The following is a 24,575-nucleotide window of genomic DNA, read 5'->3' on the forward strand; positions in this document are numbered from 1 at the left end:
AGCACGGAGGGCATATGAATCACGGGGAAACGGTCAGTATCGTGCTGATCGAGGATGACGACGGCCACGCTACGCTGGTCGAGCGCAATCTGCGCCGTGCCGGGATTTCAAACGGCTTCGTGCGCTTTCGCGATGGCCAGCAGGCACTCGATTACTTCTTCGGCCCGGCACCGGTGGACCCTGCGGCCAGCCCTTACCCGCCGCGCGAGGATTTGACGAATTTCGTCGTGCTGCTCGATCTGAAAATGCCACGTGTGGATGGCTTCGAAGTATTGCGGCGCCTGAAGGATTCACCACAGACAGCCGCGGTGCCCGTGATCGTGCTGACCACCACCGACGACCCGCGCGAAATCGAGCGATGCTATGAACTCGGCTGCAATGTCTACATCACGAAGCCAGTCGAATACGACGCGTTCATCGAAGCCGTGCGCCGTCTCGGCTTTTTCCTGCAAGTGGTCAAGCTGCCGGTGGGTCACCGGCTGGCGGCGCCTTGACGGAAGGCTCATGTGAAGGCGCGCCGAAAGCGGCCCATGACAACATAGCGACACCAGACCACGCCAAAGAAGATTCAGCATGACCGAAGAAGTGACCACGCAACCCGCCGCGTATGTGCTTGTCGTCGATGACGACGAAGGCATCTTGCGACTCGCGCGCAAATCGCTCGAACGCGCCGGCTGCCGGGTTGCAATCTGCTCCTCTGTCGAAACGGCCCGCGAGCGCCTTGCCGCCGGCACGCCCGACCTGCTGGTACTCGATTACCAGCTGAGCGGGCCTGAAACCGGCCTCGACTTCTTTCGCCGCCTGCGGGCCGAAGGTGTGCGGATTCCTGCCATCCTCGTGACCGGTTTCACCGACGAATCCCGCGTGATCGAAGCGTTACGCGCGGGCGTGTCCGACGTCGTGCCGAAATCCGGCGACTACCTCGATTACCTGCCTGAAGCCGTGGAGCGCGTGCTGTCCCAGGTGCGCTTGCAGAAGGCCTCGGCCGAAGCCTTGCTGCTGCGCGATCGCGAACAGCATTACCGGACCTTGTCGGAGGCGTTGCCGCACCTCGTGCTGACCTGCAACGCCGCAGGCGATTGCGACTTCCTTTCGAAGCAGTGGTTTGACTACACGGGCTTGTCGGAAAGCAGTTCATACGGCCTTGCCTGGCTCGAAGCGGTGCACGCCGACGATCGTGAAGAAATTCGCCGTACCTGGCTCAAGGCCGTGACGGGCGGCGCCGGCGATTATCGGCACGAACTGCGGATTCGTCGCCATGACGGCGAATATCGCTGGTTCGACGTCCGTGCGGTTGCTATGCGCGACCCCGAGGGCAACATCAGCAAATGGTTCGGCAGCTGCACGGATATTCACCCACAGCGCGAGGCGATCGAGGAGCGCGAACGGCTGCTTGCCTCGGAGCAGGCCGCCCGCCAGATCGCGGAAGAAGCCAATCGTGCGAAAGACCGCTTCCTCGCCATGCTGTCACACGAATTGCGCACGCCGCTCACCCCTGTACTCGCGGGCGCGAGCGTGCTGGAGATGATCCCGGGTCTGCCCGACCAGGCACGCGCGAGCGTGCGCATGATTCGTCGCAACATCGAGCTCGAAGCGCGCCTGATCGATGACCTGCTCGATCTCACCCGCGTGGCGAACGGCAAGCTGCGTCTGTCGCTCGAAACCGTCGATGTGCACGAGGTGATGGACAGCGTGCTCGAACTCTTTCGCAGCGAGATCCAGGTCAAGCAGCAGGACGTGCATGTCCACAAGAACGCACAGCACCACTACGTGCTCGCTGACCGGGCACGGCTGCAGCAGATGCTGTGGAACCTGATTCGCAACGCCGCCAAGTTCACGCCGGACGGCGGTCATATCTACGTCCGCACGCACGATGAACGCATGCATGTGCAGATCTCGGTCGAGGATACGGGCATCGGTATCGAGCCCGAGCAGATCGGCAAACTTTTCAACGCCTTCGAGCAAGGCAACCAGAACATGACGCGGCAATTCGGCGGCCTGGGCCTGGGTCTCGCGATCACCAAGGCGCTGACCGACGTGCACGGCGGCACGGTGATCGCACAGAGCCCGGGGGCCCACTGCGGCGCGACTTTCACGATCACGCTGCCGACTGCCGCCGCGCCCGCGGAACTGGCGCCCGTTGTAGCGCCTGATGAGGTGCGTCCTCCCGGTCTGCTGACTATCCTGCTGATCGAAGACCACGTGGATACCGCCGAGGTGATGGCGCAACTGATTCGCAGCCTCGGGCACGACGTGACCACGGTGGGGCGAGTGGACGATGCACTGGCCGCCACCCAGTCGCAAATCTTCGATCTGGTGATCAGCGACGTCGGCTTGCCGGATGGCACCGGTCTCGACTTCGTCAAGGCGTTTCGCGAGCATTCGGATGCGCCGGCGGTCGCGTTGACCGGCTTCGGTACCGACGAGGATGTGCGCCGCTGCCTGAGCGCAGGCTTTACTTCGCATCTGACCAAGCCTGTTAATTTCGGACAGCTTGAAACGATGATTGAAAGCGCGCTGAACCTGAAGGCGGAAAGAAACGAGGCGGACGAAAAGGGCGCCTAGTGTGTTCAGCGCGTCGACCGGGGCCGCGTGATTTGCGCGTGACATGATTGCTCGCGGCATGAAAAAGGCCTGTGGCGATTTTCTCGCAACAGGCCTTTTTTTATACTCGCCGGCTAATGCGCCGGGGCGAATGTTTGACTCGGGCGCCTTAACGCGGCGGCGCGTTCTTCAGCGAATCGCGGATTTCGCGCAGCAGTACGACGTCTTCCGGGGTCGGCGGCGGCTCTGCCGGCGCGGTTTCATCCGGCTTGCGCAGATTGTTGATGAACTTGACCATCAGGAAAATGATGAACGCGAGGATCACGAAGTTGATGGCCACCGTGATGAACGAGCCATAACCGAACACCGCCACGCCTGCCGTCTGCAAGTCTTTATACGACTCGGGACTGCCTTTGAAGCTCGCGGGAATATCGCCGAGGCGAACAAACTTGTTGGAGAAATCGAGGCCGCCGGTGGCAACGCCGACAACCGGCATGATCAGGTCTTTAACAATTGAATTGACGATGGTGGAAAATGCGCCGCCGATAATCACCCCGACGGCCAGATCCATTACGTTGCCTTTGAGGGCAAATTCCTTGAATTCCTTAATCATGCTCATAGACGTTTCTCCCAGAAGTCGATGGTCGAATCATACCAATCTGAGAGGGATAGGCTAGTCCCCTGGCGCGGAAAGAGCGGATTGCCTCTATTCTGGAAACTGTGACTGGCTATGGCGCGCCCGTTCGATATGCGCGGCAAAACTGACCGGGTCGGTATTGGTGCCGCACAGCAGCACACCCACGCGCTTGCCTTGCAGCGTTTCGCGCAGCGGTCCGAGCAGCCCCGCTGTCGCCGCGGCGCATGCGGGTTCCACGGCAAGCTTAAGCTGTCCGAACAAGGTCAGCATGGCCGCGCGCAACTGCTCGTCGGAGACGGTGACGAGCTGGTCGATATGGCGGCGGCACAACTCGTAGCTGTACTCCTCGGTGTGCGGCGACGCCAATGAATCGGCGATTGTGTGCATGTGCCCCATCTTGATCGTGTGATTGGCGGCAAAGCTTTTGCCCATCGCATCCGATCCTTCTGGCTCGACGCCGTACACGTGCACCCTGGGATTGGCTAGCCGCATGGCGGTGGCGACACCGGCGGCGAGGCCGCCGCCGCCGATCGGCACGATCACCGCTTCGAGGTCGGGCGTTTGCGTGGCCCATTCATAACCGAGGGTGGCCGAGCCCAGCACGGTGCGATAACCATTGAACGGGTGGACGAAGTACCGGCCTTCCTCCGCCTCGATACGACGCACCAGTTCGAAAGCTTCGGCCAGGTTTTCCGCGAACACGATGTCGGCGCGATACTGCCGGCACAAGGCGACGCGGGCCGGATTGGCGGCGCGAAACAGCACGACTTTCGCGCTGATGCCAAGACGCATTGCGGCGTAAGCGACCGCGACCGCATGGTTGCCTCCCGACACACAGGTGACGCCCGCGCTGCGTTGCGCTTCGTCGAGCGCGAGCAGGTTGGTGAACGCGCCACGCGCCTTGAAACTGCCGCCCGCCTGCAACAACTCGAACTTGAAGTTCACCACCGTACCTTCCAGCGACGGAAAGTCGAGCCGGTCGAACACCGGCGTTCGCGTCACCCACGGCGTCAATGCAAAGTGCTGCGTGGCGATGTCGTCGAGTGTGGGGATCGGTTCACCGTCGATCGTATGGTCGGTGTGCTGAGGCGTGGCGGTTGACATGGTGTGGGCGTGTGTTTCCTCGATAGGGTTAAGACTATTTTTGCCGCGCTCAGTTTCAGTGCGCGTGCGCCTCGACCGACATGCTGTGGATGAATTTTTGCAGGAAGCGCTCGCACGCCACAAGCTGATCCAGCGCCACGAATTCGTTGGCCTTGTGCGCCTGCTGGATGTCGCCGGGGCCGCACACGATGCTCGGAATACCCGCCAGCGAAAACAGCCCGGCTTCCGTGCCGTACGCGACCTTGCGCTTGTCCTGGTCGGCGGTCAGCGCGCGCACGAGTTGCGTGATCGCGGCTTGTTCAGACGAATCGAGGCCGGGCGCCGCGGCGATCTTTGTGATCTCGATGGCGCCAGATGGATGCTCGCGCAACATTTTCGGCAACAGCGTTTCACGTGCATATTGATCGATGCGCGCGAAGATCGGCTCGGGATCGAGCGTGGGCAGATTGCGGAATTCGAACTGGAATTTGCATTCGGCGGGCACGGTATTGATCGCATTGCCGCCGACGATCGTGCTGGTTTGCGCCGTGGTGAAGGGCACGTCATACAGTTCGTCGAACGGGCCTTGCTCGCGGAATTGATCGGCCATGTCGCGGATGTAGCAGATCAAACGCGCGGCGTATTCAATGGCATTCAGGCCCTTCGGCGTCAGCGACGAATGCGCGGCCTGTCCGCGCACGCAGCACTGGTAGGCGTTGATGCCTTTGTGCGCCACGATCGGCCGCATGCTGGTCGGCTCGCCGACGATGCAGCCGTCCGGCTTCACGCCGCGCTTCATCAGATCGGCAATCAGGAGCGGCGCGCCTACGCAACCCACTTCCTCGTCGAACGACAAGGCGAAGTGAATCGGCTTGGCGAGCTTCGTGCGCTGCATCTCGGGCAGGAGGGTGAGCGCCGCGCCGATGAAGCCTTTCATGTCGCACGTGCCGCGGCCGTACAGCTTGTCGCCGCGAATTTCCGGCTTGAACGGATCGCTATCCCACTGTTGACCGTCCACCGGCACGACGTCGGTGTGGCCAGACAGCACCACGCCGCCGTTCGTCTCGCCGTTGTGCGCGGGAATCGTTGCGAACAGATTGGCCCATTTGCCGCTTTCGTCGTGGGTGAGCGTGGCTTCGACGCCGACCGCGCGCAACTCGTCGCGCACGGTTTCGATCAGGCCGAGATTCGGATTGCGGCTCACCGTATCCATCGATACGAGACGGGTGACCCAGGGAAGCGAGGCAGGCGAGGAAGAATTCGATGCAGAGGCGGGTGTTTGCGAGGACTGTGCTGATTCAGCGACGTGAGACATGACAAGACTCCAGCATTTGAGTCTTTCGATCATACCCAAAAAAACTTCACCCGTATGCTGCGGGACGCGTTTGCGCACCGCAGCATAAGCGGGAAACGGCTAGACGTGGCCGCTTTTCTGGCGAGCCTCCAACGACGCTTCAGCGCGCCGCCGCCGTAGCCGCGGTGCCGCGGCTGGGCGAGCCGAGCGCGCGCAAGGTTTCCTTCACCGTCGCCACACGCACGGCCAGATCCGGGCTGCGCGTTTCAATGCGCAGTTTGTCCTGGCCCGCCAGCTTGATGTGCTTGTGTTTCTGCACCATCTCGATGATCCGCATCGCGTCGATTGGCGGATTGGGGATGAACTGCAAGCCGATCACGGCTTCGCCCGCATCGATTTTCGAAATGCCCAAAGGCTTGGCCGCCAGGCGCAGACGGTGTGTTTCGACGAGCGCATGCGCTTGCGGCGGCAACTTGCCGAAACGATCGATTAACTCTTCCTGAATGCTGTCGATCGAATCGTTGTGTTCGCAATTGGCGAGGCGCTTATAGAGCGACAGACGTTCCTGCACGTCGCCGCAATAGTCCGCCGGCAGAATCGCGGGCGCGTGAAGATTGATCTCGGTGGTCGCAGCGAGCGGCGCGGTGAGGTCCGGCTCGCGGCCTTCCTTGAGCGCCTTCACGGCGTCGTTCAGCATGTCGGTATAGAGCTGGAAACCGATCTCCTGAATCTCGCCCGATTGCTTGTCGCCGAGCACTTCACCCGTGCCGCGAATCTCGAGGTCGTGCATCGCGAGATAGAAGCCCGAACCGAGCTCCTCCATCTGCTGGATCGCTTCGAGACGGCGCTGCGCCTGCTTCGTCAGACCTTGCGGATCATGCACCAGCAGATACGAATACGCCTGGTGATGCGAGCGGCCGACGCGGCCACGCAACTGATGCAATTGCGCGAGGCCGAACTTGTCGGAGCGGTGAATCAGGATGGTGTTGGCGCTCGGCACGTCGATACCGGTTTCGATAATCGTCGTGCACAGCAGAACGTTCGCGCGCTGGGCAACGAAGTCGCGCATCACGCGTTCGAGTTCGCGCTCATGCATCTGTCCATGCGCGACGGCGATGCGCGCTTCGGGCACGAGCGCTTCGAGCATCTGCCGGCGATTCTCGATCGTCTCGACTTCGTTATGCAGAAAGTACACCTGACCGCCACGTTTCAGCTCGCGCAACATGGCTTCGCGAATCACGCTGTCTTCTTCGCGGCGCACGAAGGTCTTGATCGCGAGGCGCTTTTGGGGCGCGGTGGCGATCACGGAGAAATCGCGCAGGCCTTCGAGCGCCATGCCGAGCGTGCGCGGGATTGGCGTAGCGGTGAGCGTGAGCACATCGACTTCCGCGCGCAATGCTTTCAGCGCCTCTTTCTGACGCACGCCGAACCGGTGCTCCTCGTCGATGATCACGAGCCCCAGCCGCTTGAACTGCACATCCGAGGACAGCAGCTTGTGCGTGCCGATCACGATATCGACCGTGCCTTCGTTGATCTGCTGGATCGCCGTGTTGACTTCCTTGGTCGACTTGAAGCGCGACAATTCGGCGATGCGCACCGGCCAATCGGAGAATCGATCGCTGAAGGTTTGCGTGTGCTGCTCGGCGAGCAGCGTGGTAGGCGAGAGCAGCGCGACCTGCTTGCCGCCCATCACCGCGATAAATGCCGCGCGCAAGGCCACTTCGGTCTTGCCGAAGCCGACATCGCCGCACACGAGGCGGTCCATCGGTTTGCCGCTCGTCATATCGCCGATCACGGCGGCGATCGCCGCAGCCTGGTCCGGTGTTTCCTCGAAACCGAAGCTTTCCGCGAACTTCACGTAGTCTTTCGGTTCGAGCGGGAACGCATGCCCTTCGCGCAGCGCGCGACGAGCGTACAGGTTCAGCAGTTCTGCCGCAGTGTCGCGGATCTGCTGCGCGGCTTTGCGTTTGGCCTTTTCCCACTGGCCGGAGCCGAGCGAATGCAAGGGCGCGCTTTCCGGATCCGCGCCGCTGTAGCGCGAGATCACGTGCAACTGCGCGACGGGCACGTACAGCTTGCTGTCGGCCGCATATTCGAGGTGCAGGAACTCGGTATCGCCTTCGCCGAGATCCATCGTGACGAGACCCATATAGCGGCCGATGCCGTGCTGCGAATGCACGACCGGATCGCCGATCTTCAGCTCGGACAGATCGCGCACCATCGAGTCGACGTTGCTCGCCTGTTCCTGACGGCGGCGTCCCGCGCGGCGCGCGAGTGGGCCATACAGCTCCGTCTCGGTGATGATCGCGATACCGTCGCCGGGCACCGCAAAGCCGTTCGCCAACGGCGCGACGCCAAGCGAGAAACGTTCGTTGCTCGTCAGCCAGTCCTGCAAGCTGTCACTCGAGACCGGCCTGAGGTGATTGTCGGCCAGCAGTTGCAATAGCGTTTCACGACGGCCCGCCGATTCCGTGGCGAACAGCACACGGTTCGGCGTGGTGTCGAGATAGGCGCGCAGGGCCGAGACCGGATCTTCCGCGTGACGGTCGATCGCCAGATTCGGCAACGAGGTCGACCAGCCGCCGCCCGCGTTGACAGGCAGGACGAGTCGCGCGAACGGCTTGGCGAACGTGTAGAAATCCTCGTCGGAGAGGAACAGACGCTGCGGCTCGAGAATCGGCCGGTCGCGATCGTGCGACAGGAAGTTGTAGCGCTGTTTGGTGTCGTTGGTGAAGCGCTTGATCGCTGCGTCCAGATCGCCGACGAACGCCAGTTGCGCGCCTTCGGGCAGATAGTGGAAGAGCGTGGCGGTTTCGTCGAAGAAGAGCGGCAGATAATATTCGATGCCCGCTGAGGGCACGCCGTTGCCCATATCCTTATAAATCGACGCACGGCTCGGATCGCCCTCGAAGGTTTCGCGCCAGCGGCTGCGGAAGGCGGTGCGGGCGGCCTCGTCGAAGGGGAATTCGCGGCCGGGCAGCAGGCGCACGTCCTTCACCGGATAGAGGCTGCGTTGCGTGTCCGGGTCGAATGCACGGATCGAGTCGACCTGGTCGTCGAACAGGTCGATCCGGTACGGCAGCGGCGAGCCCATCGGAAAGAGGTCGAGGAGCGAGCCGCGTACGCAGTATTCGCCGGGGCGCACGACCTGGCTTACGTGCTCGTAGCCGGCCAGCGTCAATTGCGCCTTGAGCCTGGCTTCGTCGAGGCGCTCGCCTTGCGAGAAGGAGAACGTGTAGCCCGCCATGAACGAGGCAGGCGGCATCCGGTACAACGCGGTGGTGGCCGGCACCAGCAGGATGTCGCAGCGGCCTTCGCCGAGATCGTGCAGGGTGGCGAGGCGCTCGGAGACCAGATCCTGGTGGGGCGAAAAGGTATCGTAAGGCAGCGTTTCCCAGTCGGGCAGCAAACGCACGCGTGCCTCGGGCGCGAAAAAGCCGATTTCCTGCGACAACCGCTGCGCGTCGACCGCGCTTTCGCAGACGACCGCGAGAAGCGGCACCTTCTCGCGGTAGGCGAGATGGTAGCGGGCGATCAGCAGCGCGTCGGACGAGCCGTGCGTGCCGTCGAAGGCAAAACGCTGGCCGGTCTTGACGAGCGCGACGGGCGGGGAGTACTGCGATGATGCGGCGATGTCTGGCATAGAAGGGAAAAGACGGCCTCGGGCTCACACGTGATCGGCAAGTTTACGCGTGTAGGGGCGTAGATGCGAAGGACCTATTATAAAATCCGTCGTTTACTTTCACTTCGCGGCATCCGCACTCGTGACCTCCCGTCTATTTGCCCTGATTCCGTGCGCTGGCACCGGCAGCCGTTCCGGCGCCGCGATGCCCAAACAATATCGCACTGTCGCCGGCCGCGACATGTTGCACTACTCGCTGGCGGCTTTCGACGCCTGCAGCGAATTTGCGCAAACCCTTGTCGTGATTGCCCCCGACGATCAGCACTTCGACGCCCGCCGCTTCAGCGGCCTGCGTTTCGCCGTGCGCCGCTCCGGCGGGGCCTCGCGCCAGGCGTCTGTGCTGAACGGGTTGCACGCGCTGGCCGAGTTCGGCGCGCATGACGACGACTGGGTGCTGGTGCATGACGCCGCGCGGCCTGGCATTACGCCGGGCTTGATCCGCACGCTGATCGCCGCGCTGAAGGACGATGCGGTGGGCGGCATCATGGCCTTGCCCGTTGCGGACACCTTGAAACGGATCGAGGCCGGTTCGTCCGACGGGCGGATTGCCCGTACCGAAGCGCGCGATGGCCTGTGGCAGGCGCAGACGCCGCAGATGTTCCGCATCGGCATGCTGCGCGAGGCGATTTTGCGCGCGCAGGCGGACGGTCACGATCTGACCGACGAAGCGAGCGCGATCGAATGGCTGGGGAACGCGCCCAGATTGGTGCAGGGGAGTTTGCGCAACTTCAAGGTCACGTATCCGGAAGACTTCGATCTGGCCGAGGCGATTTTGTGCCGGCCGGTTTCGGCTTCCTGATTCGACCATTTCAAATTTTAACTAGCGGACTTGACACATATGGATTTTAGAATTGGGCAGGGTTATGACGTGCATGCGCTGGTGCCGGGACGTCCATTGATTATCGGCGGTGTGACGATTCCCTATGAGCGCGGGCTGCTCGGGCATTCGGATGCGGATGTGCTGTTGCATGCGATTACCGATGCTATTTTTGGCGCGGCCGCGATGGGGGATATTGGGCGGCATTTCTCCGATACTGATGCTAAGTTCGCTGGCGCGGATAGTCGGGTTTTATTGCGGGAGTGTTTTGCTCGTGTGGCGGCGGGGGGGTTTTCTATTGCCAATGTGGATAGTAGTGTGGTTGCTCAGGCGCCTAAGCTTGCGGCTCATATTGATGGGATGCGGGCTAATATTGCCGCTGATCTTAACCTGCCGGTTGAGCGGGTTAATGTTAAGGCTAAGACTAATGAGAAGTTGGGGTATCTCGGGCGTGGGGAAGGGATTGAGGCTCAGGCTGTGGTTTTGTTAATCAGGAATTGATGCGTGAGGTTTTTTGCCTGTTTGGCGGGTTTTTGTTTGTGTTTTTGTCGGGTTGGCCTTTCCTTGTTCTGTTAGTGGTTTATTAGTGTTGCCCCTGTGCGGGGCGGCACCTACTTTTCTTTGCCTGCCGCAAAGAAAAGTAGGCAAAAGAAAGCGGCTCACACCGCTAACTCTTAAGCGGGGCCCCCGCGCAGTCACGGTAGTGGTGCATCTGGAATCTGTGTTCTCGCACATTCGGCGTGAGTGACACAGCCATCATACTTCCGGCGGCGCTGCGCGCGCCGACGCGGTTTTCACGACGGCACTGCTTATAGCGTTGCGCCGCCTACCGCGCGGTTGCAAGGGCATTCTTCGCCCGTTTGCAGGGCGTCGAGAAGACGCAATACTTCTTCCGGGTTGCGGCCGACGTTCAGGTTGTTTACCGAAACGTGCTGAATCGTATTGTCCGGATCGACAATGTACGTCGCGCGCAGCGCCACGCCAGCCTCCTTGTCGCGCACGCCAAGCTGGTCGATCAACTCGCCCTTCACATCACCGAACGAATAGTGGTTCAGCCTGTTCAGGTCCTTGTGCTCGCGGCGCCATGCCAGTTTGACGAATTCATTGTCGACACTCCCGCCAAGCAGCACTGCGTCGCGCTCCTCGAAATCCTTGGCCAACTTGCCGAATTCAATGATTTCCGTCGGACACACAAACGTGAAATCCTTCGGGTAGAAATAGATAACCTTCCACTTGCCCGGAAACGACTGTTCAGTAATCTCTTCGAACGCCGATACGCCGTTTTCTTCATGATGGTTGAAACCGGGCTTGGCCGCAGTCACGGTGAACGCTTCGAGTTTATCGCCGACGGTTTTCATGCGAATGCTCCTTCGTATGATGAAAAAACAGCCTGTTGAAGCTCGACGCTATCAGCCCGTCGCAACGAGTACGTTACACGTTTTGCTATAAATCTATGAATTTATTTATTCGATAGTTTTTATAATAATTCGGCTGGCCACTATTCAACAACGCGCTCGACAGTCGTATGGCCGCACGTTGCCCCTTGCGCTCAAACGCCTTTTGCAAGCGGAAACTCGATCGTGACCTCGAGACCCGGACCTGGCGTGCGATTGCGCAGGCGCAAGGCGCCGCGATAACGGCCCACCAGTCGCTGCACAATGGCCATGCCGAGGCCCGTGCCGTTCGCCTGGGTACGCGCTGAATTCACGCGATAGAACGGCCGTGTGACAAGCGCCAGTTGGTCCTCGGGAATGCCGGGTCCTTCGTCGACCACGGACAACTCAACCCGTGAATGCGACACCCGCGTTTCCAGAATCACGTGCGGGATGCCGTCGCCATCGCTTAAACCGTACTTGCGCGCGTTCTCCAGCAAATTGCCAACCACGCGACGCATATCGGTTTCGTCCGCCTCGATTACCGCCGATGGTGCGAGACGTGTGATCAGGCGCATGCTGTCTTCGCTCTGCATCCGCGCCGCAAGCTCGCCCGCGATCACCGACAGATCGACAGGTTCCGGCACCCGCTGCACCGGACGGGCGTAATCGAGGAACCGACCGATGATCATGTCCATCTGCTCGATGTCGTCGACCATCGCGTCCTTGGTGGCCTGGTCGGAGGGGCTCATTTCGGTTTCGAGCCGCAGCCGCGCGAGCGGAGTGCGCAGATCGTGAGAGATACCCGCGAGCATGAGCGCACGGTCGGCCTCAAGCTGTTCGAGGTCCTGGACCATCTGGTTGAAACTGCGATTGGTCTCGGCGGCTACGCCCATGCCGCGCTCAGGCAGCGCCTCCGGTGACTGGCCTGAGCCGACCTTGCGCGCGGCCATGGCGAGCCGGGCGAACGGACGGTTCACGAGGCTGGTGATGAAGGCCGCGCCGAACAGCGACAGCGCCAGCGCGAAGACCCCCCAGCCGGCCCACTGTAAGCCCGTCGCGTTGTCCAGTTGATCGCGGTCGAGCGCCACCCAGTAGTCGTCGTCGTCGATCTTGAAGCTGATCCAGACGCCAGGAATGTCGTTGACGCTCTGTGCAATGACCGTGTCGTCGCCGAGGCGGCCGCGAATGTCGTGTTCGATCAGCCGGTTAAGCGACTCGTCGGGCTGGAGTTTGTACTTGTCGGTGGTTTCGCGCGGATACACACGCACCCCTTCATTGCTCTCCAGATCCTGCAGCAGGGCGCGCCGCAGGTCGGGATCGGAATAGAGGAGTGCGGTGCGCGTGAGCTTGACGATGGCAACCAGTTGCAAAGCCACGCGCTGTGCGCGCGGCTCGCGTTCGATCACCCGAAAGCTCTGGAACCACGCGGCGAGACTGACTGCGATCAACAGCGCGATCAACAGAAAGGTCCGCCAGAAAAGGCCGCCGAACGCGAGCGTCAGGAGGCGCCGGTCGATCCGCATGGGCCCTTCTTATTAGAAATCAAAAACGAGAGGTGAGAACAAACTCAGGCTGCACCGTCAGGAATGAACACGTAGCCAAGACCCCAGACGGTCTGAATGAAACGCGGGCTGCCCGGATCCGGTTCGATCAGCTTGCGCAGACGCGAAATCTGCACGTCGAGACTGCGGTCGAAAACCTCGTATTCACGGCCGCGTGCCAGTTCCATCAGCTTTTCGCGCGACAGAGGCTGGCGCGGATGCCGCGCAAACACCTTCAGCACCGAGAACTCACCCGTGGTCAGCGGAATTTCCTGGCCGGCCTTGGTGAGCGTGCGGGTGGCGAGATTCAGCGCGAATTCCCCGAACTCGAACACTTCGGTGGTCTCGGACGGCGCGCCCGGCAACTCCGACGGCGACTGGCGGCGCAGCACCGCGTGAATCCGCGCGACCAGTTCGCGCGGGTTGAACGGCTTGGGCAGATAGTCGTCGGCGCCCATTTCGAGCCCGACGATACGATCGACGTCTTCACCCTTGGCCGTCAACATGATGATCGGCGTGCGGTCGTTGCTGCCGCGCAGCCGGCGGCAGATCGACAGGCCGTCCTCGCCCGGCAGCATCAGATCGAGCACCAGCAAGTCGAAGCGCTCACGCACCCAGAGCTTGTTCATGGACGGCGCGTTCTCGGCAACGTAGACATTGAAGCCCTGTTCACCGAGGTAGCGGCGCAGCAGATCGCGCAGGCGTGGATCGTCGTCGACGACGAGGATTTTCGAAGGGTTTTTGGTTTCCATGGTCGGCATCTTAGCGCGATTAGAAAGTGGTGCGCGGTTGCATCGTTTACCGGGTTACAGTCAGTTACAAAATTTACCCGCACTGTGGCACGACGTAAAGCATGGGCAGGTAGACTCCTTTACTCAATGCGGCTGTTCGGTGGATACTTCACTCGACTAAAACTCTCGCACCCGGCTCGCTACCGGGGTTTGTATACGCATTTGAGGTAGCCGGTTGCCGCGCCACGAAGGGAACAACATGAAGGGAGGGGTTTGGCCGAATGTGCGCCTAAGCGTAATTGCACTGGCGGTAGCCGGGACGCTTGCAGGCACACTGGGACCAACGCTCGCCCACGCCCAGCCTTCGGCCGACAGAGCGACGAGCGAACGCGTGCCCAAGCCGGCCAACGCCAGGGCGAATCGTTACAACCCCAGCCACAACCCCAACAACGACCGCCCTGCGTCAGACGCCATGATGCGCACCGCAGTTCCCCCCGATCTCGATCAACGCCGTCGTGACGGCCATATGACGCCCGACGAACGGCGTCTGTTACGCCAGCATATCGAAGACGCTGTCCGCGAGCTATACAAACGGTAGCTATTTCCGTGCCCGCTCTGGGCGCGTCGGTCGCGCTTTCGCTCCACGTGAAAGATTTCGTTGCACTTCCCCCGTCAACTTTCCCGTTCCATCTGCCGTTGAGTTGCCAAAGCACAGCGCGTTTTTGCCTGCGTGAATGCCTTTTCGTGACGCCCCCGCAACCGGATCAACCGGATGACCGATGATGAATCTGCTGACAGGCGGTAAGGGTAGAAGCTGGCTAGTAGTCACTGCTACTGCGCTCGCAGCCGTGATGTGGTGCGCGCCGGCGGCAGCCGTGCAACAAGGCACCGCTCATGTTCCCCACAACAAGCATCGGGCGGCGTCGGCAGCTTCTGTCGTTGCCCCCGCCGAACAGGACGTTCTCGACGCCGATGATGCTCGCTTCTTCCTGACGCGCGTCGGTTTCGCGCCCGATAGCGGCGAGCTCGCCCAATACGTTGGACTCACGCGCGAACAGGCGGTCGACAAAGTACTGGCGACAGTCCGAACCGAAGCCGTGACACCGCTGCCGGAATGGGTGCTCGAGCCGATCCCGACACGCGAGATCCGCAAGACGTGGACGGACGATCAACGCCGCGACGAGCAGCGCCAGCGCGGCCAGCGTTACGAAATATTACGCGCATGGTGGGTGCGCGAGATGCTGAGCACGCCGTCCCCGCTGACCGAACGCATGACGCTGTTCTGGCATAACCACTTCACGTCAGGGCAGGACAAGGTCGAGTATCCGCAGGAAATGGCGCAGCAGAACATGCTGTTGCGCCGTGACGCGCTCGGCAACTTCGGCGAGCTGTTGCACGATGTCGCGAAAGATCCGGCGATGCTCCAATACCTGGATGGCGCGAGCAATCGCAAGGGCAAACCCAATGAAAACTTCGCGCGTGAAGTGATGGAGTTGTTCACGCTCGGCGAAGGGCATTACACGCAGCGCGACGTATCGGAAGCCGCGCGTGCCTACACGGGGTGGAGCCTCGATCCCGACACGCAGGCGTACGTGTGGCGCGCCAACCTGTACGACGACGGCAACAAGACCGTACTCGGCCAGACCGGTCCGTTCGACGGTGACCAGGTGCTCGACATTCTCCTTGCACGGCCTGAAACCGCGACTTTCGTCACGACCAAGCTATGGCGCGAGTTCGTTTCCGACACACCAGACCCCGCCCGCATCGCACCGATCGCCGCGCGGTTCCGCGCAAGTCACTACGATATCAAGGTCGCACTGCACGGCCTCTTCATGAGCGACGTGTTCTGGGACGACGGCAATCGCGGCGTCCTTGTGAAATCGCCGGCGGAGTTCGTCGTTGGCGCACTGCGTGCGTTCGATATCGGCTATGACAATACGGTGCCGTTCGCGGCCGAGATCCGCACGCTCGGCGAGAACCTGTTCTACCCGCCGAACGTCAAAGGGTGGCCGGGCGGCACGATATGGATCAATAGTTCGACGCTGCTGGCGCGCAAGCAATTCGTCGAGCAACTGTTTCGCGCAACCGAAACCGCCGGTCCGCGGCGTACGAACAATCCGACGAACGCGAAGATTGCGGCGAGCGGGGCACCCGGCACTCTGCAAGCGAATCCGCAAATGCAGCGGGCCATGGCGCGAGTCGGCCAGACGGGCCAAGGTGGCGTACGCTTTGACATCGAAACGTGGCTTGCGCAATACAACGCCGCGCCGACGGCGAAGCCGGGGCTCTCGGTGGAGCTGCAACTGCAGCACGCGGTCCTGCCGCTCACGCCGGTCGACGCGATCGCAACCGATTCAACCGCCAGCGCTTATCTGGAGGCGTTGCTGATGGACCCGGCTTATCAGTTGAAGTGAGCAATGAGGTTATTCGCTGACGCAGGCGACTGCGACAGGCGACGGAATTGAGCCGCTCAACCGTTTAACCCGGATCGGCCGCGAAAGAAAAGGTCAGTCGACGGCGGCACGACACGCGCCATGACAATCGAACGAGGTGCAGGATGAAACGACGCAGCTTTCTCTCGATGGGCGCAGCCGCGGGCGCGACGCTCTGGTTGCCCCGCGCGTTCGGCGCGCAGGGACCAACGCCCGGCGGCTCGATGGATCGCGGCTACGGCAACCTGCTGATCCTCGTCGAGTTGAAGGGCGGTAACGACGGTTTGAATACCGTGATTCCGTTTGCCGATCCCGCTTACTATCAACTGCGTAAAAACATCGGCATCAAGCGCGAGCAGGTGATTCAGATCGACGAGCGCACCGCGCTGCATCCGTCGTTGCAACCGCTGATGCCGCTTTGGCAGAGCCGGCAACTGGCGATCGTGCAGGGCGTCAGCTACGCGCAACCGAATCTGTCGCATTTCCGCTCGATCGAAATCTGGGACACCGCGTCGCGTTCGGACCAATACCTGCGCGAAGGCTGGCTCACACGTGCCTTCGCGCAGACGCCGGTGCCCGCGGGTTTTGCCGCCGACGGCGTGGTGATCGGCAGCGCCGAAATGGGGCCGCTCGCCAACGGCGCGCGCGCGATCGCGCTGGTCAATCCGGCGCAATTCGTCAAGGCTTCGCGCCTCGCCACACCGGTGTCGCTGCACGAGCGCAATCCGGAACTGGCGCATATTCTCGACGTCGAGAACGATATCGTGAAGGCCGCCGACCGTCTGCGTCCCACGCAAGGTCAGGCGCAGTTGAAGACCGTGTTTCCCGGTGGCGCGTTCGGCAGTTCGATCAAGACGGCAATGCAGGTGCTGGCTGCAGGCGATACGCCGCAAGGACAGCCGCGTAAGGGGCAAGGCGTCGCGGTGATCCGCTTGACGCTGAACGGGTTCGATACGCATCAGAACCAACCCGGTCAGCAGGCGGCGCTGCTCAAACAACTGGCCGAAGGGTTCGCGTCGATGAAGTCGGCGCTGCTGGAACTCGGCCGCTGGGATGAGACGCTGGTGATGACCTACGCCGAATTTGGCCGGCGCCCGCGTGAGAATCAGAGCAATGGCACCGACCACGGCACGGTGGCGCCGCATTTCGTGATGGGCGGGCGAGTGCGCGGCGGTTTGTATGGTGTGCCGCCGGTGCTCGCGCGGCTCGACGGCAACGGCAACTTGCCGGTCGGCGTCGATTTCCAGCAACTCTACGCGACCGTGCTCGGACCGTGGTGGGGGCTCGACGCCTCCGCCATCCTGCAGCAGCGGTTCGAGCCGTTGCCGTTGCTGCGCGTCTGACAGTGAACGGTGTGCCCTTCCCGGCATGAGGCGGCGGCCGTTAACCTGAGCCTCAGCTGTCCGTCCGCTCGTCCGTTTTACCTGGCGCGCCAGGCGATCCAGAGCTTGCGGATCGGCGTCAACGCAATGCGTTGATGCAGCACGTGATAGCCGTCGCGTTCGATTTCGTCCAGCAGCGCCAGAGCCAGTGCCGCCTGCGCCACCAGCGTGCGCTGCGAGCGGCGTTCGTTTGCGGGCATGGCGGCGAGCGCCGCATGCAAGGCATCACGGGCCCGCTTGGTCTCGAAGCGCATCAGCTCGGTAAACGCGTCGGAGTATTTCCGATTGATCAGGTCCGCGGCGGTGACGTTAAAGCGCTGCATTTCATCGATCGGAATATAGATGCGGCCGTGGCGCGCATCGTTACCGGTTTCGACGACGAACTGCGCAAGCTGTAGCGCCTCGCCGAGCGGTGCGGCCCAACTCGACGCCTGTGCGCCGTCTTTCGCCGTCACTCGTGCGACCAGCGATGCGAAGGTACCGCCCACGCCCTGCACGTAGCGCCGCAGATTCGGGTAGTCGAGATAGCGCGCCTGGTCCAGGTCCATTTCGAAGCCGGCGAGCAACGCCTGCAACGCCGGGTATGTGGCCTGTACGTCGGGCAGGTAAGCCGCCAATGCTTTTGAAACTGGGTGCGATGGCGAGCCCGAAGCCAACGCGGCGATCTCGTTTTGCCACCATGCGAGCTTGGTGCGGCCGATCGCCGGATCGCTGGTTTCTTTTACGGTTTCCTCGAATTCGCGGCGCAGCGCGAACAGCGCGGCGAGAAGCGGTTGGCTTGCCGCGGGCGCCTGCCGAAGCGCATAGTAAGTACTCGATCCGGGCGGCGCCGCTTTCTGCTGGCAATATTCGTCGAAATTCACGGGATTGGAATGTGGGGAAGGGCAGGCGTAGAGGGCACGGTGTGCGTGCGTTTAGCCAAAAATTGTAGCATCGACGCCCGTCGGGCAGATGCATGAGCAAATGCAGACAAGCGCGAATCAATCGGTTAGAATCTCGCGCTTACGCTTTCGGGCGCGGATTTTTTTGCGCTCGTGAGCATGCAGGACATCGGGCAAAACGCGCCGCGCTTTGCCCGGCTGCGAGGGTGGCGAAATTGGTAGACGCACCAGGTTTAGGTCCTGACGCCCGCAAGGGTGTAGGGGTTCGAGTCCCCTCCCTCGCACCATCGGTATGTAGCAAACAACCCCGTTAGTCTTTGGACTGGCGGGGTTTTTTGTTTTTTGTGCGACGTGTATTGGGCTTCGCGTGTCCGGTGGCGCTCAGGCGTCCGGTGCGGCCGATGTTTGTTCGGCTTGAATACCCGGCAGCTCGGCGTGTGCCGCGCCTTCGAGAAAGCGGCGGGTCGATTCGAACGCCTGCAGCATCGGATCGGGCCACGGCGTTTGCAGCATGACCGCCTGGTGGTTCTCGAATGCCGATGACAACAGTTTTACCAGTTCGGGCGAGCGCAGATGGCGCAGCAGCACGCTGACGGCGATCGCCGTTGCCTGGCTCGCGCCGGCGGTTTGAAGTTCTGAAGCGGTGAGGGCCGCTAGCTGTTTGTTGATGTCCACTGAAGCTTCCCTGGATGAAATGGGGTGATCGAAGGCCGCTTGGCCAATCCCGAATTTTGACATGGTTGGCGGGCGGCCGCGAACGCGCTCGTGCGTATCGCCGGCAGCCGATGGATTAATCCTGCAAAAATAAGCCGTGTGAAGCCGGTAAAAAAACAAGCCGGTAAAAAACAAGCCGGCATCGATGAATAAGTTTTGCTATTCGACTTCGTTCGCTCGATGCTTCAAAAGCGTGGTTCAACGCTCGACTTACATGGTATTCTGCGCGCCGATTTTCGCTGTATTGCTGACGGAATAGTTTCGGATTAATCCGTGCGACAAACGGATCTCGCAGTCGAAGACAATAAAAGAGGGATGCGATGAGCGCGATACTTGCCGTGATCGGTGCGGTGATCGGGATAATGGTCGCTGTGTCGAACGATTTTTCGATCGCTTTCGGTGCGTTGATGGGGGGGATTGCTGGCGTTGCGCTCGCGCGTCTGCTGCAAAAGAAGTCCCCGCGACCTGCGAACAACCCCGCGCTCAACCCATCCAAGCCACTCAACCCGGCCGCGTCCGACACCCTGAGCAAGCCGGCCGCCGGCCCATCCGGCGAACTGGGCACGCGCGTCGAGCAACTCGAGCACGAGATCGTCGTTCTGCGCGGCGAGATCCGCGAATTGCGAGCCCGCGTCGCCGGTACATTGGCGACCGGGAGCGTGGAAGGCGAATCGGCGACGTCCGAACTGCATCCGGCCGAGGTCCCGCCGCATCCCTACGCGATACCGCCCGCAGCGGAACAGCCGGGGCCTCGCGAGCCTGCCGTGACGCTGGCGCAGTCGGCAACAGTGCGCTCGACGGCCAGCGCGGTCGTGCCGCCAACGGCCGAAGCGCTGGCGTCGAGCGCGCCAGCCGCACCGAACACGCTCGATGCCCAGCCGCCCCATCCGACGGTGTTGTCGCAGTCCGCTGATTCAGTTCTACCCGCGCAAACCCCGCCTGCGCCACCGGCTCCCCCGCGCGGTCCCGGTCTCGCCGAGCGCCTCTTCAAACGCGCGCGCGACTGGCTATTCGGCGGCAACACGGTCGTGCGGGTCGGCATCGTTGTGCTGTTCTTCGGCATTGCGTTCCTGCTCAAATACGCCGCCGACAACAGTCTGTTGCCGATCGAGTTCCGCCTCGCCGGCGTTGCGCTGGCCGCCACCGTCCTGCTCGGGCTTGGCTGGCGCATCGGCGAGCGCCGTGGCGCGTACGGACTGGTCTTGCAGGGCGGCGGCGTCGGTGCGCTTTATCTGACCGTGTTCGCCGCAACCAGGCTCTACCATCTGCTGCCGGCAGGTGCCGCCTTGCCGCTGATGATCGCGATTTGCGGCTTGAGCGCATTTCTTGCGGTGCGGCAGAACGCGTCTTCGCTGGCCTTCATGGGCAGCGCGGGCGGCTTCCTCGCGCCGGTGCTCCTGTCGACGGGCGGCGGCAATCACGTGATGCTGTTCAGCTACTACGCGCTACTCAACACGGGCATTCTCGCGATCGCGTGGTTCAAGGCGTGGCGCCCTCTGAATCTGCTTGGTTTCGTCTTCACGTTTTCGATCGGCGCCGCGTGGGGCGTGACGGCTTACCGCCCTGAATTGCTGGCCAGCACCGAGCCGTTCCTGATCCTGTTCTTCCTGATGTATGTCGGCATCGCGTTGCTCTATGCGGTGCGCCGTGAGATCGCGCTCAAGTATTACGTCGACGGCACGCTGGTGTTCGGCACGCCGCTCGTCGCGATCGGCCTGCAAGCGGCCCTGATGAAGGGCACGGAATTCGGTCTGGCCTGGAGCGCGGTGGCGCTGGCCGCTTTCTACCTCGCGATCGCGGGCTGGCTGGCATCGCGGCGCGCGCGCCTCGGCATGATGTTCGATGCCATGCTCGCGCTGGCGGTAATCTTCGCCACGCTCGCCGTGCCGCTCGCTTTCACGGGACCCACCACCAGCGCGACCTGGGCAATCGAAGGCGCCGCGATCACCTGGCTTGCAGTGCGTCAGCGGCGCCTGAGCGCGTTCGGTTTCGGCCTGCTGATGCAACTGGGCGCGGCGGGTGCCTATGTGGTCGGCACGTACGCGCAGATCGACAGCGCACATGTCTGGCCGGTCCTGAACGGCGCCTACATCGCGACCGTGCTGATTGCGATCGCCGGCGTCTTCACGGGATGGCGCTTGCATGGACGCAGCGAAGCAGGCGCATGGCACGCATGGATGCCGCAGATCGGCCTCGTCGCCGGTGTGTGGGGGCTGTTGTGGTGGATCTGTGGCGGTCTTCATGAAATCCACGCGTACGCGGATACGCATCTTGCGTATGATCGCGATCGGTTCGAGGCCGCCGTCATCGCGCTGTTCGCCGTTCTGACGGCGTGGCTCGCGCACGGCGCGCATCGCAAGCTGCGTTGGCCGCTTGCCGAACTGCCGGCGCTGGGGCTTGTGCCGGTCCTCGCGTTGCTGACGTTGACTCTTTTCATGCTGAGTATGGCGCCGGTCAGCGGTTACGGCTGGCTGGTTTGCGCGGTTGTCGCGGTGTCCACCTATGTGCTGCTGTGGGCTCAGCAGCGCGACGTCGGCGATCGTGTGCTCGCTCTGCTGCATGTGCTGATGTTCTGGACGGCCGCCGCGCTGATCGCGCTCGAAGGCTATTGGGGCTTGCGTGGCTACGTGCCGGAAGGCGCGTGGAGCTGGAGCGCATGGGCATATGGCTTCGGCATTCTATTGCTGCTGGTGGCGGGCGTCGGGCATCGTTTGCGCTGGCCGGTCGCGCGCTTCTTGCAGGCGTATCAAGTCTGGGGCGCCGCGCCGCTCGCCGCCTTGCTGTGGATGTGGAGCATCGCAAGCGTGACGAGCGACGGCAGCGCCGCGCCGCTTTTCTGGCTGCCCATTCTCAATCCGCTGGACGTGGCGCAGATCCTCGCGGCGATTGCCTGTGCCGTGTGGCTGCGGCGCCTGCGCGCGCTGGGCGTGCACTGGCACCCGCGGGCCTTCGACTACGCGGTCCTCGCGACCCTGTTCCTGTGGTTCAACGCGTTGCTGCTGCGCACGCTGCATCATCATTTCCATGCAGCGTACGATGTCGATGCGGTGCTGGCGTCCTTTGATTTCCAGCAGGTGTTTCTGGTTGGCTGGAGCGCGTTTGCCTTTGCCGGGCTGTGGATTGCGCGTCGCGACAGCATCGTGCGCGTCTGCGCGATCGCCTCGACGCCGCTCGTGCTGATAATGTGGGTGTGGACGTTCTATGCGAACCTGACACAGGACGGCGGCGCGTGGGCGCGTCTGCCGCTGCTCAATCCGCTCGACCTGGTGCAGGCGGTGATTTTTGCATTGGCGGCGTTGTGGCTCGTGCGCATCAACCGCCTCGGCGTGCCGGTCGGCGAATACCGCGTGCCGTTGCAGGTGACGGTCGGCGTGACCGGATTCATCTGGCTTAATGCGATGCTGCTGCGCACGCTGCATCATTGGATCGGCGTGCCCTATCAGCTCGACGAGATGTCGCACTCGATGCTTGTGCAGGCCTCGGTCTCGGTGTTCTGGACGGTCTGCGCGTTGGCTATGATGATCTGGGCGACGCGCCGGGCCAGCCGGATGTTCTGGTTTATAGGCGGCGGCCTGCTGGCGGCGACCGTCGTCAAGCTGTTCCTGTTCGACCTGTCGCATGTGACCGGTATCGAGCGGATCGTGTCGTTCATCGGTATCGGCCTGATGTTGCTGCTGATCGGCTACTTCTCGCCCTTGCCGCCGAAAGCCGCAGTTCTGGAAACTGAGCAATGAAGCGTGTCTCGATAGTGGCTGGCTGGTGCCTTGCGATCTCGTCCGTGTGGGTGTCGACAGGGGCGGCAGCGGCCGATCGGTTTGTGCAGCGCTTCGCGCTCGAACTCGAAAGCGGCGCCGCCTATTACAGCGTGCCGCTTCCGGCTGCCGTGTACGCCGCCAGCCAGCGCGCCGATCTCGGCGATGTGCGCGTATTCAATGGCGCGGGCGAGCCCGTGCCGTATTCGCTCGACACACCGCGTGAGCCTTCCCGTGCGCCGGCCAAGTTGCTTCCGGTACGCTGGTTTCCGTTGCCGTTGGCCGCTCGTGGCGGCACCGGTGCACCACTCGGCGTGACGATTGCCGCCGACGGGTCGCTGCATGCAACGTCGGCGGCACCGTCCCGCGAGCAACAGGATGCCGAGCTGATCGACGTCGCGCGCGAGACACGGGGAGGCGCCCGGATCGACGCATTGGTCGTCCATGTGCGTGACGACAATTACCAGGGGCGTGTCAGCGTCGAATCGAGCGACGATCTGCGCAACTGGCAGCCCGCCGGCGAGGCGCAACTGCTCAAGGTGAACTACAACGGCAGCACACTGAGCCAGGATCGTATCGAGCTTACCGGCATGCGTGCGCGTTACCTGCGTTTGCACTGGCTCGACGGCGCGCCATACATCGAATCGATCGACGCCCAGGTGCAGGCGGCCGGCGCCGACAATGCGCAGCGCGCCGATGCTCAACGGGATTGGCGCGAAGGCATCGTTGCCCGGGCGGGTCCGAAAGACGGCGAGTATTTCTTTGAGACCGGCGGCCCTTATCCCGTCGACCGGTTGCGCTTGAATCTGCCGCAGCCGAATACCGTGGCGCCCGCTGTCGTCTACTCGCGCGCGGGGCTGGAGGCGGCCTGGCGAGAGGTAGCGAGCGCGACGCTGTTCCGCTTGCACAACGGCACGGTGGAGCAAAGCAATCCATCGCTTGAGATGGCGCCGGACACGGATCGTCAATGGCGTGTGGTGGTCGACACGCGCAATGGCGGCTTGGGAAGCGGCACGTTGACAGTCGCCGCGGGCTGGCGTCCGGCTACGCTGACTTTCGTCGCGCGTGGGGCTGCACCTTTCACGCTGGCGGTGGGGAGCGCAGGCGCGGTGTCGTCGGCGGTGAGCCGCGCGGATCTGTTGATGGGGGCGTCGTCGGTCGCCGTCACGGCGCGGTTGGGTGCGGCGCTTGCCGAAGAGTCTGGGGGCGGTGCGCAGTCGCCGGGCAAGGATCCCGATGCGATGCGGCGCTACCTGTTGTGGGCGGCCTTGTTGCTTGCCGTCGGCTCGCTCGGCGCGATCGCCTGGCGGCTTGCGCGTGGTGCCCAGACCCAGGCCGGGGGTGTGGCTGGAGGCGGAGTTGATGGCGCTGGGGATGCAGGTGGTGCTGGCGGAACCGGGGATGCGGGCGGTGCTGGCGGATTGGCGGGGAGTGTGTCTGAAGGATCAGGCTCGGCGAGCGCTACCGATGGAGGCGCCGCCAACGGTGACGGTCAAGGTCCCGGAAAGAACTGACTTCGGCGCGAGCGTGTTCTGGCGTGGAGGATCGCACAGAACCGTGAGGTTGGAGCGCGCCGGGAGCGTGCGCAGTAGCAGCGCGGGATTGCGAGGCGAGGAACCGCAGTGCGGCAGTGCGTGGAGGAGTCGCGCAGCGCTAACGCGTCATACGTCGGCGTCATACGTCGGCGTCATACAACGGCGTCATACAAC

Annotated in this window: 18 protein-coding genes and 1 tRNA gene; 10 read left to right on the forward strand and 9 right to left on the reverse strand. The window is 62.6% G+C overall.

The window, feature by feature from the left end; all coding sequences use genetic code 11:
* Nucleotides 1–14: 14 nt before the first annotated feature.
* Both PQR67_RS11340 and PQR67_RS11345 read left to right on the forward strand, forming a co-directional pair.
* Nucleotides 15–494, forward strand: a complete 480-nt coding sequence (locus PQR67_RS11340; RefSeq protein WP_408458396.1) for a response regulator — start codon at nt 15–17, stop codon at nt 492–494.
* Between the two features lie 79 nt (nt 495–573).
* Nucleotides 574–2,565: a hybrid sensor histidine kinase/response regulator gene (locus PQR67_RS11345; protein WP_408458398.1), complete on the forward strand. Its 1,992-nt coding sequence runs from the start codon at nt 574–576 to the stop codon at nt 2,563–2,565.
* Nucleotides 2,566–2,713: 148 nt separating this feature from the next.
* Here PQR67_RS11345 and mscL read toward each other — a convergent pair whose 3' ends face one another.
* The 4 genes from mscL to mfd form a co-directional block, all read right to left on the reverse strand.
* Nucleotides 2,714–3,163 (reverse strand): large conductance mechanosensitive channel protein MscL, encoded by a 450-nt coding sequence (mscL, locus tag PQR67_RS11350; protein WP_408458401.1) that lies wholly within the window; start codon nt 3,161–3,163, stop codon nt 2,714–2,716.
* An 87-nt stretch (nt 3,164–3,250) separates the two neighbouring features.
* Nucleotides 3,251–4,285 (reverse strand): threonine/serine dehydratase family protein, encoded by a 1,035-nt coding sequence (locus PQR67_RS11355; protein WP_408458404.1) that lies wholly within the window; start codon nt 4,283–4,285, stop codon nt 3,251–3,253.
* Nucleotides 4,286–4,340: 55 nt separating this feature from the next.
* Nucleotides 4,341–5,579, reverse strand: coding sequence for an acetylornithine deacetylase (gene argE, locus PQR67_RS11360; protein WP_408458407.1), 1,239 nt, complete (start codon nt 5,577–5,579; stop codon nt 4,341–4,343).
* Nucleotides 5,580–5,718: 139 nt separating this feature from the next.
* Nucleotides 5,719–9,201, reverse strand: coding sequence for a transcription-repair coupling factor (gene mfd, locus PQR67_RS11365; protein WP_408458410.1), 3,483 nt, complete (start codon nt 9,199–9,201; stop codon nt 5,719–5,721).
* A gap of 121 nt (nt 9,202–9,322) precedes the next feature.
* Between mfd and ispD the strand changes: the two genes are divergently transcribed.
* Nucleotides 9,323–10,039, forward strand: coding sequence for a 2-C-methyl-D-erythritol 4-phosphate cytidylyltransferase (gene ispD / locus PQR67_RS11370; RefSeq protein ID WP_408458413.1), 717 nt, complete (start codon nt 9,323–9,325; stop codon nt 10,037–10,039).
* Between the two features lie 39 nt (nt 10,040–10,078).
* On the forward strand, nt 10,079–10,558 hold the full coding sequence (gene ispF, locus PQR67_RS11375) for a 2-C-methyl-D-erythritol 2,4-cyclodiphosphate synthase (protein WP_408458416.1): 480 nt from the start codon (nt 10,079–10,081) through the stop codon (nt 10,556–10,558).
* Between the two features lie 308 nt (nt 10,559–10,866).
* Here ispF and PQR67_RS11380 read toward each other — a convergent pair whose 3' ends face one another.
* From PQR67_RS11380 to ompR, 3 genes are all read right to left on the reverse strand, one after another.
* Nucleotides 10,867–11,415, reverse strand: coding sequence for a peroxiredoxin (locus PQR67_RS11380; RefSeq protein WP_408458419.1), 549 nt, complete (start codon nt 11,413–11,415; stop codon nt 10,867–10,869).
* A gap of 191 nt (nt 11,416–11,606) precedes the next feature.
* Nucleotides 11,607–12,956, reverse strand: coding sequence for an ATP-binding protein (locus PQR67_RS11385; RefSeq protein WP_408458422.1), 1,350 nt, complete (start codon nt 12,954–12,956; stop codon nt 11,607–11,609).
* Between the two features lie 44 nt (nt 12,957–13,000).
* Nucleotides 13,001–13,735, reverse strand: coding sequence for an osmolarity response regulator transcription factor OmpR (gene ompR, locus PQR67_RS11390; RefSeq protein ID WP_006048917.1), 735 nt, complete (start codon nt 13,733–13,735; stop codon nt 13,001–13,003).
* A 229-nt stretch (nt 13,736–13,964) separates the two neighbouring features.
* Here ompR and PQR67_RS11395 point away from each other — a divergent pair, with 229 nt between their 5' ends.
* The 3 genes from PQR67_RS11395 (at nt 13,965) to PQR67_RS11405 (ending at nt 17,480) form a co-directional block, all read left to right on the forward strand.
* The gene (locus PQR67_RS11395; protein ID WP_408458424.1) at nt 13,965–14,303 is read left to right on the forward strand and encodes a hypothetical protein; all 339 of its coding nucleotides are present in this window, start codon (nt 13,965–13,967) and stop codon (nt 14,301–14,303) included.
* 181 nt (nt 14,304–14,484) lie between these two features.
* Complete coding sequence (locus tag PQR67_RS11400) at nt 14,485–16,119, forward strand: DUF1800 domain-containing protein (protein WP_408458427.1); 1,635 nt, start codon at nt 14,485–14,487, stop codon at nt 16,117–16,119.
* Between the two features lie 143 nt (nt 16,120–16,262).
* Nucleotides 16,263–17,480 (forward strand): DUF1501 domain-containing protein, encoded by a 1,218-nt coding sequence (locus PQR67_RS11405; protein ID WP_408458430.1) that lies wholly within the window; start codon nt 16,263–16,265, stop codon nt 17,478–17,480.
* A 77-nt stretch (nt 17,481–17,557) separates the two neighbouring features.
* On the opposite strand, the gene hpnD is transcribed toward PQR67_RS11405, so the two are convergent.
* A complete protein-coding gene (hpnD, locus tag PQR67_RS11410) occupies nt 17,558–18,382 on the reverse strand; it encodes a presqualene diphosphate synthase HpnD (protein WP_408458432.1) in 825 nt (274 codons plus the stop codon).
* Between the two features lie 218 nt (nt 18,383–18,600).
* Here hpnD and PQR67_RS11415 point away from each other — a divergent pair.
* Nucleotides 18,601–18,687 (forward strand) — tRNA-Leu (locus PQR67_RS11415).
* Nucleotides 18,688–18,781: 94 nt separating this feature from the next.
* Here the strand turns inward: PQR67_RS11415 and PQR67_RS11420 are convergent.
* Nucleotides 18,782–19,075, reverse strand: a complete 294-nt coding sequence (locus PQR67_RS11420) for a hypothetical protein (RefSeq protein ID WP_408458777.1) — start codon at nt 19,073–19,075, stop codon at nt 18,782–18,784.
* A gap of 359 nt (nt 19,076–19,434) precedes the next feature.
* Between PQR67_RS11420 and PQR67_RS11425 the strand changes: the two genes are divergently transcribed.
* The gene (locus tag PQR67_RS11425) at nt 19,435–22,848 is read left to right on the forward strand and encodes a DUF2339 domain-containing protein (RefSeq protein ID WP_408458435.1); all 3,414 of its coding nucleotides are present in this window, start codon (nt 19,435–19,437) and stop codon (nt 22,846–22,848) included.
* Complete coding sequence (locus PQR67_RS11430; RefSeq protein WP_408458438.1) at nt 22,845–24,380, forward strand: DUF3999 domain-containing protein; 1,536 nt, start codon at nt 22,845–22,847, stop codon at nt 24,378–24,380. Before PQR67_RS11425 ends, PQR67_RS11430 begins: the two co-directional genes overlap by 4 nt.
* Nucleotides 24,381–24,575: the final 195 nt, after the last annotated feature.

The organism is Paraburkholderia fungorum (assembly GCF_046026025.1).
GTDB classification, from domain to species: domain Bacteria; phylum Pseudomonadota; class Gammaproteobacteria; order Burkholderiales; family Burkholderiaceae; genus Paraburkholderia; species Paraburkholderia fungorum_E.

Coding starts and splice junctions, on each gene's coding strand:
- ompR (WP_006048917.1), bottom strand. CDS start 13,735: ATGCCGACCATGGAAACCAAAAACCCTTCGAAAATCCTCGTCGTCGAC.
- PQR67_RS11385 (WP_408458422.1), bottom strand. CDS start 12,956: ATGCGGATCGACCGGCGCCTCCTGACGCTCGCGTTCGGCGGCCTTTTC.
- PQR67_RS11405 (WP_408458430.1), top strand. CDS start 16,263: ATGAAACGACGCAGCTTTCTCTCGATGGGCGCAGCCGCGGGCGCGACG.
- PQR67_RS11345 (WP_408458398.1), top strand. CDS start 574: ATGACCGAAGAAGTGACCACGCAACCCGCCGCGTATGTGCTTGTCGTC.
- PQR67_RS11340 (WP_408458396.1), top strand. CDS start 15: ATGAATCACGGGGAAACGGTCAGTATCGTGCTGATCGAGGATGACGAC.
- mfd (WP_408458410.1), bottom strand. CDS start 9,201: ATGCCAGACATCGCCGCATCATCGCAGTACTCCCCGCCCGTCGCGCTC.
- ispF (WP_408458416.1), top strand. CDS start 10,079: ATGGATTTTAGAATTGGGCAGGGTTATGACGTGCATGCGCTGGTGCCG.
- PQR67_RS11430 (WP_408458438.1), top strand. CDS start 22,845: ATGAAGCGTGTCTCGATAGTGGCTGGCTGGTGCCTTGCGATCTCGTCC.
- PQR67_RS11380 (WP_408458419.1), bottom strand. CDS start 11,415: ATGAAAACCGTCGGCGATAAACTCGAAGCGTTCACCGTGACTGCGGCC.
- PQR67_RS11400 (WP_408458427.1), top strand. CDS start 14,485: ATGATGAATCTGCTGACAGGCGGTAAGGGTAGAAGCTGGCTAGTAGTC.
- argE (WP_408458407.1), bottom strand. CDS start 5,579: ATGTCTCACGTCGCTGAATCAGCACAGTCCTCGCAAACACCCGCCTCT.
- PQR67_RS11355 (WP_408458404.1), bottom strand. CDS start 4,285: ATGTCAACCGCCACGCCTCAGCACACCGACCATACGATCGACGGTGAA.
- PQR67_RS11395 (WP_408458424.1), top strand. CDS start 13,965: ATGAAGGGAGGGGTTTGGCCGAATGTGCGCCTAAGCGTAATTGCACTG.
- mscL (WP_408458401.1), bottom strand. CDS start 3,163: ATGAGCATGATTAAGGAATTCAAGGAATTTGCCCTCAAAGGCAACGTA.
- PQR67_RS11425 (WP_408458435.1), top strand. CDS start 19,435: ATGAGCGCGATACTTGCCGTGATCGGTGCGGTGATCGGGATAATGGTC.